Genomic DNA, 16,671 nt, shown 5'->3' with positions numbered 1-16,671 from the left:
GTTTAAAGCCCAAATTTAAACTACTTTTTACAAAAAACGAGTATTTTTACTGAGGAATTAATCTGATAACAATGATTGAAAAAGAATATATAGAACCAAACGAAGGTTTCTCCCAAACTGTTGTAGTAAAAACTGGAAATTTCAAAACACTATACATTTCAGGACAAATTGGTGATGGTGCTGATTTAGAAGCTCAAACCATAACAACTTTTCAAAATTTAGAAAAGCAACTCACGAATTGTAATGCTACTTTTAAAGATGTGGTAAAAATGAATACGTACATCGTAAATTTTAATCCAGAAGTAGATTTACCTGTTTTCAGAAAAGTTAGAAAGGAGTTTCTAGGAAATGAAAATTATCCAGCAAGCACTTTAGTGGGTGTTGAAAGTTTAGGTAGAAAAGAATGGTTGATTGAGATTGAGGCGATTGCAGTAATAGAATAAAAAATCCCGATAAGGTTTGAAGTTTATCGGGATTTTTTTCTAATTTCTTGTGAAAGTTGATCTATATACGAAAGTTCCTTCAGGTTCCGAAACAGTTTCTTTTAATATCAATTCATCGGAAGTTAAACTTTCAATAATATATTCATATTCATAAATCATGGGGTCGAAATTTGTATTTGTAACAGTTAATCTGTTTCCATTTAAGAACCATAATGAAGTTTCAATTTCATCTAAACTACATTCCGAGTTATAACCATTAAAAGTGATTTCTCCATTATTAAAAAATTCTTGAAAATCTTTTTTAGTTGTGCAATCATGTGTGTGATTTTCAAATGAACCATTATTAGTTGTTCCACCTTTTAAATACCATTTTCCTAAAAGGTTTTGTGAATTGATAGCTAATCCATCTGAATCATCACTTGAACATGAACTCAGAATAATTATTAAAAAAGTAAAAAGGGAAAGAAGTTTTTTCATTTTTCTGTTTAATTTGTTGCTAATATATAAAAAAACCTACAAAGAATTTATCTCTTTGTAGGTTTTTAAATAATTTAGAATCTTTCTGTTTCTTCTATTTTACATATTCCACAACCTTCTCCAACGCTTCCTTAATTCCACTCACATTCTTCCCTTTTCCTGAAGCAAAGAAAGGTTGTCCGCCACCATTTCCGTCGATTAGTTTTCCTAATTCTCTGATGACGTTTCCAGCGTTTAATCCTTTTTCAGCAACTAATTCTTTTGAAATGTAGCAGTGAATATTTGGAGCATTATCTTCAATTGAAGCTAAAAATACAAACGCATTCGGTTTTGAAATCCCGATAGCTTGTGCCAAATCTTTTGTCGAACTCATGGATAAATCTACTTGTTTGGCTAAAAAGTTGATTCCGTTGATTTCTTGAAAATCAGCAACTAATGTGTTTTTTAATCCTTCGATTTTTTCTTTTACTAATTGCTCTAATTGTTTTTTCAATTTCGCATTATCATCTTGTAACGAAGCCACAGATTTTAAAACATCTTGTGGGTTTTTCAATACTTCTTTGATTTCCGCCAAAGTATCTTCTTGATTTTTATAGAAATCTTTCACCGCATCACCTGTAATCGCCTCAATACGACGAATTCCAGCAGCAACAGCTCCTTCTGAAACAATTTTGAAATGCCAAATATCAGCGGTGTTTTTCACGTGAATTCCACCACATAATTCTTTACTTTCACCAAACTCAATCATACGAACATTGTCGCCATATTTTTCTCCAAATAAAGCCATCGCACCTTTGTCTAATGCTTCTTTGATTGGGATATTTCTGTGTTCTACTAATTGTAATTGGGCTTCAATTTGAGCATTTACACTTGCTTCTACTTGACGTAATTCTTCATCCGAAACTTTAGAAAAATGCGAGAAGTCAAAACGTAAGTAATTTGGATTTACCAATGAACCTTTTTGCTCCACATGCGTTCCTAAAATACTTCTCAAAGCCAAATGCATCAAATGCGTTGCCGAGTGATTTTTAGAAGTCGAAGTTCTTAAATCGGTATTTACCTTTGCTACAAATCCAGCTTCCACGTTTTCAGGAAGTTGTTTTGCGAAATGTAATATTAAGTTGTTTTCTTTTTTCGTATCAATGATTTCGATAGTTTCGTTTGCTGAAACTAATGTTCCTTTATCACCCACTTGTCCACCACCTTCTGGATAGAACGGCGTAGCATCTAAAACAATTTGGTATAAAACCCCATCTTTTTTAGAATCTACTTTACGAATTCGGGTGATTTTAACGTTGTTTTCCGTTTGGTCATAACCAACGAATGTTTCCACGTTTCCATCAATTAAAACTTTCCAATCGTCAGTCGTTACTTCCGAAGCCGCACGAGAACGCGCTTTTTGTTTTTGTAATTCCGTTTCGAATTCGGTTTCATTAAATGAATAACCTTTTTCTTTTAAAATCAAAGCCGTTAAATCTTTCGGGAAACCAAAAGTATCGTACAATTCGAATACTTTTTCACCCGAAACTTCTTTTCCAGACGTTTCCGCAACTACTTTGTCTAATAATTGTAATCCTTGTTCTAAAGTTCGTAAGAAAGACGCTTCTTCTTCGCGAATTACATTAGTAACCAATTGTTGTTGCGATTTAATCTCTGGGAAAAATTCGCCCATTTGATTCGCTAAAACTTCCACTAATTTGTTGATGAAAGGTTCTTTCGTTCCTAAAAACGTAAATCCGTAACGAATCGCACGACGTAAAATTCTACGAATTACATAACCAGCACCTGTATTTGAAGGTAATTGTCCATCAGCAATAGCAAAAGCTACCGCACGAACGTGGTCTACAATTACACGAATCGCAATATTAGTTTTGTTTTGCTCTTCTTGTATTGACAAGTCGCGACTTGTCATTGCATCATTTGAAGTGTATTTTAATCCTGTAATTTCTTCAACTTTCGCGATAAGCGGTGTGAAAACATCCGTATCATAATTCGAAGTCACGTTTTGCATTGCCATACACAAACGCTCAAATCCCATTCCGGTATCTACGTGTTGTGCTGGTAATTTTTCTAACGAGCCATCGGCTTTACGGTTGAATTCCATAAATACGTTGTTCCAAATTTCCACTACTTGCGGATGATCAGCATTAACTAAATCTCTTCCTGAAACTGCATTTCTTTCAGCGTCAGTTCTTAAATCGATATGAATTTCAGAACATGGACCACACGGACCTTGGTCGCCCATTTCCCAGAAGTTATCTTTTTTATTTCCTAAAATGATGCGGTCTTCTGAAACGTATTGCTTCCAAATATCAAAAGCTTCTTGGTCAAACGGAACGTTCTCTGCTGGATTTCCTTCAAAAACAGAAACATACAAACGGTCTTTGTCTAACTTTAAAACTTCTGTAAGAAATTCCCAAGCCCAAGCTAATGCTTCTTTCTTGAAATAATCACCAAAAGACCAGTTTCCAAGCATTTCAAACATGGTGTGGTGATAAGTATCAAAACCTACATCTTCCAAATCATTGTGTTTTCCAGAAACACGAAGACATTTTTGCGTATCGGCAATTCTTGGACTTTTTGGAGTTCCATTGCCTAAGAAATATTCTTTGAATTGGGCCATTCCCGAGTTGTTGAACATCAAGGTTGGATCGTCTTTTAAAACGATTGGCGCAGAAGGAACAATTAAATGCCCTTTTGATTCAAAAAAATTAAGGTATGCTTTACGAATGTCTTGCGATTTCATTATCAATAATTTAGATCTGTTTTTATTTGTTTATTGTGATGCGGAAACGAAAGTAAATGTCCAAAAAAATAGCCCAACTAAAAATAAAATAGCTAAAGAATGAAACATTTCTTAAATTTGTTCGTATAACCTATGTCAACCAATAAATTTGGCACAAAAATAGTATATTTTCATATATGTCGAAGGTAAAATATTATTACGATTCAGAAAATTTAGCATACAAGCGCATTCAGACAAGAAAAAGGAAGAAGTTTGGCTATGTTGTGTTGTTTTTGGTGTCTTCGGCGTTGTTTGGTTTTTTAATTTTTCTACTATTGATAAATACGAGTTATTTCGAAACACCAAAAGATAAAATTCAGGCAAGAGAAATTGAAGCTTTAAAATTAAATTACACCGTTTTGAATAAAAAGTTGGATTTGATGGACGATGTTTTGGAAGCGATTGAAAATAGAGACAACAATATTTACAGAATATATTTTAATACGACTCCTATTTCTGAAGAAGAACGAAAAGCAGGTTTTGGAGGTGTTAACCGTTACAAAGATTTACAAGGTTTCAATAATTCAGAGTTAATGGAAAACACGACAAAACGCGTGGATATTTTAACGAAAGAATTGGTAATTCAGTCGAAATCGTTGGATGAAATTGTGGCTTTGGCCAAGCAAAAAGAGAAATTGTTAGCCGCTATTCCAGCAATTCAACCGGTTAAAAATGAAGACTTGAAACAAATGGCTTCAGGTTATGGTTATCGAAGTGATCCATTTACGAAAATTAGAAAATTTCATTACGGAATGGATTTCACTGCTAGAACGGGAACACCAATTTACGCCACAGGTGATGGAGTTGTCTATAAAGCAGACGCTTCGTTATCAGGTTATGGGAATCATATTGAAATTAATCACGGTTATGGCTACAAAACCTTGTATGCGCATTTGAGTAAATACAATTGTCGCCCAGGTCAAAGAGTAAAACGTGGTGATATTATTGGTTATGTGGGAAGTACAGGAAGAAGTCAGGCACCGCATTTGCACTATGAAGTTTTCAAAGGAAGCGAACGCGTAAATCCGCTGAATTTCTATTACGGAAGTATTTCAGCAAAAGAATATATAGAAATTTCAAAATTAGCGAACCAAGAAAACCAATCGCTGGATTAACGATTTAAGATTGATGATTTCAGAAGTTTTGAACTTGTAATTGAATTTGAACTTGAACTTAAAAAATGCATTTAGAATTAGCACCAAATAAAAGATATTACAGCATTGGCGAAATCGCTAAGGCTTTTAATGTAAATGCTTCCTTAATTCGTTTTTGGGATAAAGAATTCGATATTCTAAAACCAAAGAAAAATGCCAAAGGGAATCGCATGTTCACACCAGAAGACGTGAAGAATTTGCAATTGATTTATCATTTGGTAAAAGAGCGCGGATTTACCTTAGATGGAGCCAAAACACATTTGAAAGAAAATCAAAAGAAAACACTAGATAAATTTGAAATTATTAGCAAATTAGAAACAATCAAAGCACAATTGAACACAATTAAAAATCAACTATAAACAATTAATAAACTTTAAAATTTAAAAACTATGAGAAAATTTTTGCCTTGGATAATAGTAGGAGGATTATTGCTAATCATCGGATTTTGGTACATCAGTATTAAAAATGGAGCTGTTCGTGTAAATCAGGAAGTAAATAAAGAATGGGGAAATGTTGAAACCTCATACCAAAGAAGAAATGACCTTATTGGTAATTTAGTAAAAACGGTTCAAGGTTCTGCTGATTTTGAAAAATCTACTTTAGAAGCCGTAATTAAAGCACGTTCTGAAGCGACTTCTGTGAAAATTGACCCAACGAATATGACGCCAGAACAATTAACACAATTTAATCAAGCACAAGGGAATTTAAATAGCTCTTTGTCAAGATTATTGGTTACTGTGGAACAATATCCAGATTTAAAAGCAAATCAAAACTTCTTGAAATTACAAGATGAGTTGGCAAGTACTGAAAATCAAATTTTAACAGCAAGGACTCGTTTTAACGAATCGGTTCAAAAATATAACAACTACATTTTGGTTTTCCCTAATTCTATTTTCTTAGGAAACTACAAAGAAAAACCATATTTTGATGCAGTTGCAGGTGCTGAAAAACCAGTTGATGTAGAATTTGACTTTAATAAGGAGAAAAAATAATGTCTAAAACAGAAGATTTCTTATCAAAAGCAGACGAACAAGAAATTGTTCAAGCGATTATTGAAGCGGAAAAAAACACTTCGGGAGAAATCAGAGTGCATTTAGAAGAACATACCCAAAAATCACCTCTTGACCGAGCTCAGGAGGTTTTTTTTGAACTTCACATGCACGAAACTCAAGATCGAAACGGAGTGCTGTTTTATGTAGGTGTAGCCGATAAAAAGTTTGCTATCATTGGTGATGAAGGCATTGATAAAGTAGTAGAAGCTGATTTTTGGGATTGTACTAAAGATGTTGTAATTGCGAATTTTAAGGAAGGCAACTTCAAGAAAGGCTTAGTAGAAGGAATTCTTAGAGCTGGCGAACGATTGAAAAAATATTTCCCATATCAATCGGATGATACCAATGAATTGTCTAACGAAATCTCAAGAAGTTAATATGAAAAAGTTATTTTTATTTGTATTAGCTTTAAGCGGATTGATAGCTCATGCGCAGTTTGATATCCCAAAAAAACCTAGTTTTCAAACAAGTGTTTACGATTATGCTGATGTTTTAAATCCAACAGAAGAAAAAGAATTAGAGAACAAATTGGTTCGCTATTCCGATTCGACTACGACTCAAATTGTTGTCATCACAATTGATGATTTAAAAGGTGAAGATATTGGGATTTTAACACCAAAATGGGGACATGAATGGGGAATAGGTCAAGAAAAAGAAGACAACGGAATTCTAATTTTACTTTCTAAAAACGATAGAGAAATTTGGATTTCTCCTGGTTATGGGGTAGAAGATAGGTTAACCGCAGGAATCAACGGAGAATTGATAAGAAACGTTATTATTCCTGAATTTAAAGCCGGAAGTTATTACCAAGGATTAGATAAAGGTGTCGATGCGATTTTTGAAGTCTTAAAAGGAAAATACAAAGGTTCTAGAAAAGAATCGAGTAATCCTTTGCCTTTTATCTTAATTGTTATTTTTATAATTATTCTAATTGTTTTAGCTTCTAGAGGAAATAAAGGAGGCGGAAATTATAGAGGTGGCAGCGGTTTAGATTTAGGCGACATTATCATTCTTAGCAGTCTCGGAAGAGGAAACGGAGGTTTTGGTGGTGGAAGCTTTGGTGGCGGTTCATCAGGAGGATTTGGCGGCGGCTTCGGCGGTGGTGGATTTTCTGGTGGTGGCGCTGGCGGTAGTTGGTAAATTAAATTACAAAGTAATCATAAAAAAAACTCGTTAGTAAACACTAACGAGTTTTTTGTTTAATCCATAAACATAATGCCTCCCTCTTTTTTCTTGCCTCCAAATTTCTCTAATTTATAGGTTAAAGAAAACATAGCATATTGTTGTAAAACCGTGTTTTCCATATCGGTAATGGAAGTTGGTGTAATCGTTCGGGTTGCGCTAATATTTTGATTTAAAACATCGTACACTTTTACTTTGGCTAATAATTTGTCTTGGAAGAAATTATATCCCAAACTCAAATTCCATAAATAGAAATCTTTTTTAAAACCATCAGCTATGTTTGAATTGTAGTTGTAACCAAAATCACTTCCTAAAACTACTTTTTTAGGCCAGTAACTTGTGATTTCTAACTTGGCAGTATGCTTAAAGTTTTTTGTGTTATCAATAACATAATTTGTGAAATCATTGTTGATATAAGTGTATCGATACGAAGGATTAATTGTAATCATTTCGTCAATCGACCACGAAATATTAGCTCTTGGGCTTAAAGTCAAACCTTTAGATTCAAATAATGCAGCATTGGTTAATCCTTGATCATAATTGTAATCAAACTGCAATCCCAATCCATATTTAAACGTTCTTTTTTCTTTCTTAAGGGATTTGTTTAAACTAAAACCAACGTAAGTGTTATAAGCTCTGTCAACATTTTGATAGGTGGTTGTTGCTTTAAAATCGGCATCATAAGTAGTAGAAGCTACAATTTGATTTACATTGTAATCTCCTCCTGCATAAGCATAAAAACCACTTCGAGTTGCATAATCATAATTGTTGAAGTTGGTGTAAATAGAGTAATTTTCGTTAGGTTTTAAATCGGCATTTCCAATAATAGTATTCAATGGATTTGCTAAATTTTCGAAAGGTAAAATTTGATTAGCACTAGGTAAATTTACTTCGTATGAGTAATACGTATAAATAGATTTTGATTTACCTAATGTAACACTCAAATATCCATTCATTTTTGGATACATATAGTTTTTATTTACCGTAGTTGTGTTTAATAAATAGTTAGATTGGTTGTCAAAATTTGTAATTTCAGTTCCAAACCAAATGCTTCCTCTAATTTTCTTTTTTTGCAATCTAATTCCAACCATTGGGGTTACTGATGAAGTTGTAGAGATAATATCGTTTGAAAGTAAATCATTAAAGTTTGAATACGAATTTAATCCGTTATCAAAATCAAAAGTTTCTCTTGTATCATTAGATTTTTTATAATTATAAGTAGTTTTAAAATTAAATGATAAGGAGTCTCTTAAAGGTTCAGAATAGCCAATCTCTGCTCTAAAGCTATCGTTTTTAGAATTATCTATTCTAAATTGATCTCTGTTATCAGAAGTATTTCCAGATTGTAGAAAAGTTGTTGTTGTTTTGGTTAATAATTCTGAATCATTTTTGCTGTTTTCATTACTCAAAGAAAAATTAATTCCTCTTCCTTTTTTCTTTAACTGCTTGTAAAAATAAAGACTATTTTTAAAGGTGTTTTTATTGCTTGACCAGTTGTTATTGTTCGTGTTTTCATTTAAAGCAGTTCCAGATTCATCAAATGTAGCATCAAAACCCGAATTCTTATTTTTTATTTCACTTTTAGTAAAACTCGGACTCAAATATAATGTTGTTGTTGAATCGATTTTTATTTCAAAATCCATTGCAATACTATGTCCATCAGAAATTGATTTAGTTTTTGACTCTGCTAAAGTATTAGTGTTTCCTGTAGGAAGTAAGTTGATTCTGTTAGTTCTGTTGTTATTGTTCGTTTCTGTGTTTGAATAGTAGTAACTTCCATTTGGATTGATTTTCTTTTTTGCCCATTCATCAGCAAAATTGACACCAATCATGTTTGAAGTGGTTATACCATTGTTGCCGCCAAATTGCATTCCGTTAATTCCAAAACTACCATTGTCGTTTACCCAAATTGAACTATTTCTTCCGCCACCCATATTATCAAAAATCTCATCCATCGAAAATCCGACCGAGTTGATGTTATTCGACGAACCTAAAACACTAATCTTTTGCGTGTCTTTAAAATAATTAAATAGTAAGCTAGATTCGTACCGATCATCTGTTCCATAACCCGCATTTGCTTTTCCAAAAACACCTTTATTTTTATCTTCCTGAATGGTTAAGTTGATTGTTTTTTCGTTAGAAGTCGCATCTTGACCAGATAATTCTTCTTCTTTTGTTTTGGTGTCGGTTACTTGTACTTTACTAATTATTTCAGCTGGTAAATTTTGAGTGGCAATTTTTCCGTCTTTTCCAAAGAAAGGCTTTCCATTGACTAAAATATTGTTTACTTCCTTTCCATTCACTGTGATTTTACCTTCTTCGTCTATTTCTACACCAGGAAGTTGTTTTAATAACGCTTCTACATTAGCATCGGGTCTAACTTTAAATGATGAAGCGTTAAATTCCAATGTATCGCTTTTAATTGTAATAGGTGGAGCTTCTGATTGAACTACAACCTCGTTTAAAGTGCTTACATTTTCAGTCAATTTAATGAAGCCAAAATCTTTGTCTTTGCTTAAATTGTCTAATTTTTCAGTGTAATCGGTATAACCAATGTAGGATATTTTAAAATAAATTGGACTTTCATTCTTCTTGGTTTTGATTTCAAAATTCCCATTTTTATCCGAAATGGTGTAATCTACAACAGTTGAATCTTTTACAGTTTTTAAATAAATGGTTGCAGATTCTAAAGGGAGAGCACTATTCTTATCAATTATTTTTCCTTTTAATGAAATAGTGTTTTGAGAAAAAATGGCTGAGGTAACCAGCAATAATAAGGCTAATAAAAAATTATTTCGCATAAAAAAGTAAAATTTGTTTTAAGTTGTTATAAACTACGAAATAAAATATTTATTGTGTAATTAAAAATTTTCTTACGAATAATTTAACAAAAACCACAAAAAAACCGAAGTTAATGCTTCGGTTTTTTCAATTATTTCTGTCTGAAATAAATATCAATTGGAACACCACTAAAATTGTAGTTTTCTCTTAATTTATTTTCAATAAAACGCTTGTACGGATCTTTTACATATTGTGGTAAGTTCGCAAAAAACACAAACTGAGGCGTTGGTGTTGGCAACTGCATACAATATTTAATCTTAATATATTTTCCTTTTAATGCCGGTGGTGGTGTAGCTTCAATAATGGGCAACATCAACTCATTGAATTTCGAAGTCGAAATACGTTGTTTTCTATTTTCAAAAACTTCAACCGCAGTTTCTAATGCTTTTAATAAACGTTGTTTCGTTAAAGCTGAGATAAATAAAATCGGCACATCAGTAAAAGGAGCAATTTCTTCTCTAATTTTTCTTTCGTAATCACGAGTACTCATGGTGTCTTTTTCAACTAAATCCCATTTGTTTACTAAGATTACAATTCCTTTACGGTTTTTCTCCGCCAACCAAAAAATACTTTGGTCTTGTCCTTCAAATCCGCGAGTTGCATCGATAACTAATAAACAAACATCACTGTGCTCAATTGCTCTTACCGAACGCATTACCGAATAAAATTCTAAATCTTCTTTTACTTTTGCTTTACGTCTAATTCCCGCTGTGTCCACTAAGTTGAATTCAAATCCAAAACGGTTGTATTTCGTGTCAATCGCATCACGAGTTGTTCCTGCAATATCAGTTACTACAAATCTATCTTCGCCAATTAAAGCGTTAATGAATGATGATTTTCCTGCATTTGGTCTTCCTACTACACAAAATCTTGGTAACGGATTTTCTTCTTCTATCGCTTCTGGTAATTCAGGTAAAACCTCTACGATTTTATCTAACAATTCCCCAGTTCCACTTCCGCTCATTCCCGAAATCGTGAAATATTCGCCTAATCCTAAATTATAGAATTCCACTGCGTCTTTTTCACGCATGGCGTTGTCTACTTTATTGACTACTAAAAGTATAGGTTTTTTAACTTTACGAAGCAATTTCGCTACTTCCTCATCCATTGGCGTAATGCCTTCTTCAACATCAACCACAAAAACAATAGCATCCGCCTCGTCGATAGCTAATTCTACTTGACGACGAATCTCTCCTTCAAAAATATCATCCGAACCTTTTACATAACCTCCGGTGTCAATTACCGAAAATTCTTTTCCGTTCCACTCACTTTTTCCATAATTTCTATCACGCGTAACACCGCTTACCGAGTCAACAATGGCCTCTCTTCGCTGAATTAAACGGTTAAAAAATGTGGATTTTCCAACATTTGGTCTTCCTACAATGGCAACAATATTGTTCATAATCTTATTTTGAATCGGCAAAAGTACGATTTTTTTTGGAGCTTTTTCCAGCTATCCATTACAACACCACAATTTTACGTCTTTTTTTCTAAATTTATTGCAGCAGCTTCTAGGGTCGCTACCGCAATAAAAAGAAAAAATAGGTGTAAAATTTGCGGGGTTTTCATTGCTATCTGGGCTAGACTGAAAATTTTATTCAACATTTGTTAAAAATTTATATATTCGCATAAATCCCAAGTGTATGGAACCCGAAAAAAGCATCGCACTTCGCCCCAGATTTGAAGTGGAATCAAAAAATAGTGTTACGCAAATCTTAGAAAAAGCAAAACAACTAAAAACGGAACTTAAAGCCGATTACCAAATCAAAATCATAGACGAACATTTGTATTTCTATTTCAGTAAAGAAAAACGAAAATATTATTCGCCTTTTTTGCATTTAGAACTAGAAGCAAACGAAGATAAAACCACTGTAAAAGGATTGTTCGGTCCTGAGCAATTGTTGTGGACGCTTTTTATGTTTCTTCATTTTATCATTGCAGGTTTATTTTTGGTTTTTGCTATGATGGCTTACACGCATTGGTCGTTAAAACAATCTGTAGTTTTAGATGTAGTGGTAATGACTTTTATGGTTGTTTTTTGGATATTACTCTACGTTATCGCTAGAATCAATAGAGAAAAAGGAGTTCCACAAATGCACGAATTAGAAGATTTGATGTATAAGGTTTTGGAGTAGGAATTACATTTCAAATGGAAACATAATTCCACTAACGTAACTTCGAGTTTTTTTATTTGAAAAGCCTAAGATTTTCAAATAAAAAAAGTATCGAGAACTATAGAAGGTAAAATCGTTTCTAAAGTTCTCGATACAATTTTCAAAAGCAAAAATTAGCATTTTTACTTTTAAAAATCACTCGAAATGACGGAGCGATTATCTGGTTTTATTTGGAATTCGCAACTCTATTTTTGGTTATACCCAAAACGTCTCAACTGACGTTCGTTGCTTCTCCAATCTTTATTTACTTTAACGTAAGTAGCTAAGTGAATTTGTTTGCCAAAGAATTTCTCTAAATCTTCACGGGCTTGAATTCCAACTTTCTTCAAAGCGGCACCTTTGTGACCGATGATGATTCCTTTTTGTGTATCGCGTTCTACCATAATTACGGCACGAATTCTTATTATGTTGTCGTCTTCAATAAATTCTTCCGTTTCAATTTCTACGGCATATGGAATTTCTTTATCGTAGTTCAATAAGATTTTCTCACGAATGGTTTCGTTGACAAAGAAACGTTCTGGTTTATCAGTCAAAGCATCTTTTGGATAAAACGCTGGAGAAACTGGAAGTAATTCGATAATTCGGTCAAAAACCGTTTGCACATTAAAGTTCTCTAAAGCCGAGATAGGATAAATTTCTGCATTTGGTACTTTTTCTTTCCACAACTGCATTTGTTCTTCTAATTGTTCCTGATTCGATTTGTCAATTTTGTTTAATAATAATAAAACAGGAATCTTAGAATGGATAATTTTATTAAAAAACGCTTCGTCTTTTAATTCTTTTTCGCCAATCTCTACCATATAAACCAAAATATCAGCATCTTCAAAAGCCGATTTCACAAAATCCATCATAGAATTTTGTAATTCATACGCTGGTTTAATAATTCCAGGCGTATCTGAAAATAAAACTTGAAAATCATCTCCATTTACAATTCCTAAAATACGGTGTCTGGTAGTTTGTGCTTTAGATGTGATAATAGAAAGACGTTCCCCTACAAACGCATTCATAAGAGTTGATTTCCCTACATTCGGATTTCCAATGATATTTACATAACCTGCTCTGTGCTCCATTTCAATAAATTTATGGGTACAAAGGTAGTGATAACGCCTGAAATAGTAGAAAGAAAACATTATTTTTAAAAAAGTCTTGTAATTTTAAATAAAGAGTGTACCTTTGCACTCACAAATCGCGGGATAGAGCAGTAGGCAGCTCGTCGGGCTCATAACCCGAAGGTCACAGGTTCGAGTCCTGTTCCCGCTACTAAGAATTTATTGAATTACAACCGTACATCGCGGGATAGAGCAGTAGGCAGCTCGTCGGGCTCATAACCCGAAGGTCACAGGTTCGAGTCCTGTTCCCGCTACTAAGAAAAGAGAATCAAGAAATTGGTTCTCTTTTTTTATGCTTTATACTTATCTATTCTACAAGGATTTTTTAAAAATCTACTTACTTATTACAAATTCAAATTTTAGTTTTTTTTGGGTTACAATGAGGTACACATTTTTATTAACTGGGTACACATTTAGGATTACAGTTTTTTAATTAGGTACACATTCAGGTACACAATTGGGTACACATTAATTAATCTTTAGGTACACACAAATAAATCCCTTATTTATGAAGAATTTCACTATTATTAAAATTCTGTTTTTATTAAATAAGACCAGGATTAATATGAAGGATGAAGCACCTATTAGGTGTAGAATTACTTACAATGGAATTAGGAAGGTATTCTCAACAGGATTATTTATAAATCCTGATAATTGGGAGAGTTCAATGCAAAAAGCTATTCCTAATGATACCAAACACAAACAAATAAACACTCAATTGAGCCTGATTAAACAAGAAATTAATCAGGCTTTTTTATTTCTACAAGTTCAAAAGGAACAGTTTGATGTAGAGGATATTTACTTAAAATTCAAAGGAGAAGATATTAAGCCATCAAAAACTTTAATTGAAGTATTTAATCTCCATAATGCAAGAATGGAAAAATTGGTAGGTATTGAGTACACTAAATCTACATTTTCAAAGTTTACAGAAGCCAAACAGCATATAGAAAACTTCCTTTTTTATAAGTACAAAAAGAGAAATATAGCTTTAGAAGATATCTCTTTAAAGTTCTTAAATGACTTTGATTACTATTTGAAAACTGAAAAAAAGTTTAAGCAGATTACAATCAATAAAAGCATTCAAAGGGTTAGGAAGATTATTAAATTGGCTATTGCAGAGGGTTTTCTAATGACAGACCCATTCTTGCTTTATAAACCCAAAAAGGTCATAAACTCCATAACTTATCTAACTACTAAGGAACTTTACAAATTAGAGAATCATAAATTTTCTCAAAAGAGATTGGAGCAAGTTAGGGATATGTTTGTTTTCTGTTGTTATACTGGTTTACCTTATCAAGAAATGTCTATTCTGACACAAAAGCATATTGTAAAAAAGTTTGATGGAAAACTGTGGATTGATATGTTCAGACAAAAGACAAAGAGGCAATTTTCAATTCCATTGTTACCTAAAGCCATTTCAATAATTGAAAAATACCAGGATGATAAAAGATTATTACCTGTTGTTAGTAATCAAAAATTCAATTCCTATTTAAAAGAAATAGCTGAGATTATAGGTATTGAAAAGAAATTAACTCATCACATTGCAAGGAAAACTTTTGCCACAACTGTATTGCTTTACAATGATGTTCCAATAGAGGTGGTTTCAGAACTTTTAGGACATTCCAAAATTTCAACTACTCAAGACCATTATGCAAAAGTGGTTCAGAGAAAAGTTAGTGAGCAGATTTCAACTTTAAGCAGAAAGTTGGATAAATGATACTTTATAAATAACTGTGTTGTAATATCTTTACAGCACAGTTTTATTTTAAGTTTTATGAGTATAATAGATTTTGATTTAGTAAATGTTCCAGTAGAATACAAAAAAATAAATATAGAGGATTTTGATTCTAATTATTATAACTCAACTAAAGAGTTTATTAGTCCTAATCCTGAAACTGGTTATATTTCAGAAGAGTTAATGCCTATTTTGATAAGGGATTTAGATGTAAAAAATACAACTGTAATAAATGCAGGTACTGGTCAAGGAAAATCAAAGTGCATAATTGACATTGTTTCAGAGTATGCCAATAAAGAAGATTATATAGTTGTTTTTGCACTTCCATACAATAATTTAATTGAACAGTATTTTGAAGAATGTAAAACGATTATTGAAGAAAATAAAATATTTAGTTTATTTCATATTGACAAACCTGTTAATGAAAATATGATTGGAGCTGTAAATGATGAATTAGATATAGTTAATAGCTCAAATATTGATAAATTCAAAATTCATATTTTAACTGTCTATGCTTTACTTGAAAACCCTGGTGAAGACGCTTTATTTCAATCAAATAAAAGGAAAAAATATTTCAGAAATTTAATTAAGTATTGTGAAAATCATAATAAAAAGGTTGTGTTGATTTTTGATGAATTACACGATTCTATACATACTTTTAAAGAGGAGTATATTTTTAACCTTTGGAAATTTAAAAAAGTTGTTCATAAGAATTATGTAATCAGTGCTACTTTTAATGAAGCATCAAAAGAAATTATAAAATACCTTTCAGAATTTACAGATAACACAATTCACATAATTGAATCTAAAAGAATTGTTATTGAAGAAAAACAAGGTAACTTACATTTAATACTACATCAAGACAACAGTAATATTATTGATAATTTAAGTTTGAAAAGATTGTTTAATAGGTTAATTCATGAAAACAAAAAATTTGATGTCATTGTTTATTCAAGAAGCCAGCTTAAAAAAATGCAGAAAAAACCATATTTTGGAATAATAAACAGGTCAGAATTGAATTTTTGTTATAATGATATATTTAGCCCTAATTATATTAGAAAATACAATAAAAGTAAAATTAATATTGGCACAAATTTTTCAACTGGTATAAATATTACAAAAGAAAATCATACTCTTATTATTATACTACCTCCAAGTACAAATATTAAATATTTCAATAACAAAGGAGTGTTTACTTCTGGTTATGTTTCAATTCTTCAAGCAATTGCAAGGTTAAGGACAAAAGGGGATATTTACATTGTAATGTCAGAACCTCTTGGCATACAAGAGAACTCATTGCCTTTTGGAATTGCAGAAAAAAATAAAATAACTGAATTGTTTGAAAAGTATCAAACTCTTGGAACAATTGAATATTCAGATATTAATTTACAAAAACAAATCTTAAATGATGCTTATACCGAATATACCTACAATATTAGAAAAGCAAAGAAGTATAAAACAGAAGTAAATAGATTTGGACTAAATACTCTTAATTATTTGGAAAAAGAACAGTTTATTTTGAAAAAAGGAGAGAGGTATCTGAATAGTGATTATTTTAATGGAGATTTAGCAACATATATGTTTTATATTTCTGTTACAAATCAACTTTCAAATTGTAAATTAAAATCAATAGACTTTAATCCAGATATATATTTTCAAAGTGAATCATTAATAGAATCTTTGAGATATAATTATTATACATTAGTTAATTCAGCTTAC

Annotated in this window: 14 protein-coding genes and 2 tRNA genes; 11 read left to right on the top strand and 5 right to left on the bottom strand. The window is 31.9% G+C overall.

What is annotated here, in order from left to right; genetic code table 11:
• The first annotated feature begins 71 nt into the window (after positions 1–71).
• Positions 72–443, top strand: a complete 372-nt coding sequence (locus ACE3PD_RS00080) for a RidA family protein (RefSeq protein WP_374398409.1) — start codon at positions 72–74, stop codon at positions 441–443.
• 39 nt (positions 444–482) lie between these two features.
• Here ACE3PD_RS00080 and ACE3PD_RS00075 read toward each other — a convergent pair whose 3' ends face one another.
• Together ACE3PD_RS00075 and alaS are read right to left on the bottom strand one after the other, a co-directional pair.
• The gene (locus ACE3PD_RS00075; RefSeq protein WP_374398407.1) at positions 483–920 is read right to left on the bottom strand and encodes a lipocalin family protein; all 438 of its coding nucleotides are present in this window, start codon (positions 918–920) and stop codon (positions 483–485) included.
• Between the two features lie 94 nt (positions 921–1,014).
• Positions 1,015–3,666 carry an alanine--tRNA ligase gene (alaS, locus tag ACE3PD_RS00070; protein WP_374398405.1) on the bottom strand — a complete coding sequence of 884 codons (2,652 nt, stop codon included), beginning with the start codon at positions 3,664–3,666 and terminating at the stop codon, positions 1,015–1,017.
• Between the two features lie 176 nt (positions 3,667–3,842).
• On the opposite strand from alaS, the gene ACE3PD_RS00065 reads away from it, so the two are divergent.
• From ACE3PD_RS00065 to ACE3PD_RS00045, 5 genes are all read left to right on the top strand, one after another.
• Positions 3,843–4,820, top strand: a complete 978-nt coding sequence (locus ACE3PD_RS00065) for a M23 family metallopeptidase (RefSeq protein ID WP_026724164.1) — start codon at positions 3,843–3,845, stop codon at positions 4,818–4,820.
• A gap of 65 nt (positions 4,821–4,885) precedes the next feature.
• Positions 4,886–5,218 carry a MerR family transcriptional regulator gene (locus tag ACE3PD_RS00060; RefSeq protein ID WP_291109306.1) on the top strand — a complete coding sequence of 111 codons (333 nt, stop codon included), beginning with the start codon at positions 4,886–4,888 and terminating at the stop codon, positions 5,216–5,218.
• Between the two features lie 30 nt (positions 5,219–5,248).
• Positions 5,249–5,851 carry a LemA family protein gene (locus ACE3PD_RS00055; protein ID WP_374398403.1) on the top strand — a complete coding sequence of 201 codons (603 nt, stop codon included), beginning with the start codon at positions 5,249–5,251 and terminating at the stop codon, positions 5,849–5,851.
• Positions 5,851–6,288: a TPM domain-containing protein gene (locus ACE3PD_RS00050; protein WP_374398401.1), complete on the top strand. Its 438-nt coding sequence runs from the start codon at positions 5,851–5,853 to the stop codon at positions 6,286–6,288. Before ACE3PD_RS00055 ends, ACE3PD_RS00050 begins: the two co-directional genes overlap by 1 nt.
• A 1-nt stretch (position 6,289) precedes the next feature.
• Positions 6,290–7,051: a YgcG family protein gene (locus ACE3PD_RS00045; protein WP_374398399.1), complete on the top strand. Its 762-nt coding sequence runs from the start codon at positions 6,290–6,292 to the stop codon at positions 7,049–7,051.
• 59 nt (positions 7,052–7,110) lie between these two features.
• Here ACE3PD_RS00045 and ACE3PD_RS00040 read toward each other — a convergent pair whose 3' ends face one another.
• Together ACE3PD_RS00040 and der are read right to left on the bottom strand one after the other, a co-directional pair.
• On the bottom strand, positions 7,111–9,894 hold the full coding sequence (locus ACE3PD_RS00040) for an outer membrane beta-barrel protein (protein WP_374398397.1): 2,784 nt from the start codon (positions 9,892–9,894) through the stop codon (positions 7,111–7,113).
• A gap of 131 nt (positions 9,895–10,025) precedes the next feature.
• Positions 10,026–11,336 (bottom strand): ribosome biogenesis GTPase Der, encoded by a 1,311-nt coding sequence (gene der / locus ACE3PD_RS00035; RefSeq protein ID WP_026724158.1) that lies wholly within the window; start codon positions 11,334–11,336, stop codon positions 10,026–10,028.
• Positions 11,337–11,577: 241 nt separating this feature from the next.
• Between der and ACE3PD_RS00030 the strand changes: the two genes are divergently transcribed.
• Positions 11,578–12,069 (top strand): hypothetical protein, encoded by a 492-nt coding sequence (locus ACE3PD_RS00030; protein WP_374398394.1) that lies wholly within the window; start codon positions 11,578–11,580, stop codon positions 12,067–12,069.
• A 224-nt stretch (positions 12,070–12,293) separates the two neighbouring features.
• Here the strand turns inward: ACE3PD_RS00030 and era are convergent, their stop codons facing one another.
• Entirely contained in the window at positions 12,294–13,178 is an 885-nt protein-coding gene (era, locus tag ACE3PD_RS00025; protein WP_374398392.1) for a GTPase Era, read from the bottom strand.
• 117 nt (positions 13,179–13,295) lie between these two features.
• On the opposite strand from era, the gene ACE3PD_RS00020 reads away from it, so the two are divergent.
• From ACE3PD_RS00020 to ACE3PD_RS00005, 4 genes are all read left to right on the top strand, one after another.
• Positions 13,296–13,368: transfer RNA gene (locus ACE3PD_RS00020), tRNA-Met, on the top strand.
• 30 nt (positions 13,369–13,398) lie between these two features.
• A tRNA-Met gene (locus ACE3PD_RS00015) sits at positions 13,399–13,471 on the top strand.
• Between the two features lie 254 nt (positions 13,472–13,725).
• Positions 13,726–14,934 (top strand): site-specific integrase, encoded by a 1,209-nt coding sequence (locus tag ACE3PD_RS00010; RefSeq protein ID WP_374398390.1) that lies wholly within the window; start codon positions 13,726–13,728, stop codon positions 14,932–14,934.
• A gap of 57 nt (positions 14,935–14,991) precedes the next feature.
• Positions 14,992–16,671 (top strand): DEAD/DEAH box helicase (locus tag ACE3PD_RS00005; RefSeq protein WP_374398388.1); only part of this gene is annotated, 1,680 nt, incomplete at its 3' end.

It is taken from the genome of Flavobacterium sp., assembly GCF_041911335.1.
In the GTDB taxonomy this organism is placed as follows: Bacteria; Bacteroidota; Bacteroidia; order Flavobacteriales; family Flavobacteriaceae; genus Flavobacterium.
The sequence above is the reverse complement of the archived record's forward strand: the minus strand, read 5'-3'. Positions and strand labels throughout refer to the sequence as shown.

Coding starts and splice junctions, on each gene's coding strand:
- ACE3PD_RS00080 (WP_374398409.1), top strand. CDS start 72: ATGATTGAAAAAGAATATATAGAACCAAACGAAGGTTTCTCCCAAACT.
- ACE3PD_RS00075 (WP_374398407.1), bottom strand. CDS start 920: ATGAAAAAACTTCTTTCCCTTTTTACTTTTTTAATAATTATTCTGAGT.
- alaS (WP_374398405.1), bottom strand. CDS start 3,666: ATGAAATCGCAAGACATTCGTAAAGCATACCTTAATTTTTTTGAATCA.
- ACE3PD_RS00065 (WP_026724164.1), top strand. CDS start 3,843: ATGTCGAAGGTAAAATATTATTACGATTCAGAAAATTTAGCATACAAG.
- ACE3PD_RS00060 (WP_291109306.1), top strand. CDS start 4,886: ATGCATTTAGAATTAGCACCAAATAAAAGATATTACAGCATTGGCGAA.
- ACE3PD_RS00055 (WP_374398403.1), top strand. CDS start 5,249: ATGAGAAAATTTTTGCCTTGGATAATAGTAGGAGGATTATTGCTAATC.
- ACE3PD_RS00050 (WP_374398401.1), top strand. CDS start 5,851: ATGTCTAAAACAGAAGATTTCTTATCAAAAGCAGACGAACAAGAAATT.
- ACE3PD_RS00045 (WP_374398399.1), top strand. CDS start 6,290: ATGAAAAAGTTATTTTTATTTGTATTAGCTTTAAGCGGATTGATAGCT.
- ACE3PD_RS00040 (WP_374398397.1), bottom strand. CDS start 9,894: ATGCGAAATAATTTTTTATTAGCCTTATTATTGCTGGTTACCTCAGCC.
- der (WP_026724158.1), bottom strand. CDS start 11,336: ATGAACAATATTGTTGCCATTGTAGGAAGACCAAATGTTGGAAAATCC.
- ACE3PD_RS00030 (WP_374398394.1), top strand. CDS start 11,578: ATGGAACCCGAAAAAAGCATCGCACTTCGCCCCAGATTTGAAGTGGAA.
- era (WP_374398392.1), bottom strand. CDS start 13,178: ATGGAGCACAGAGCAGGTTATGTAAATATCATTGGAAATCCGAATGTA.
- ACE3PD_RS00010 (WP_374398390.1), top strand. CDS start 13,726: ATGAAGAATTTCACTATTATTAAAATTCTGTTTTTATTAAATAAGACC.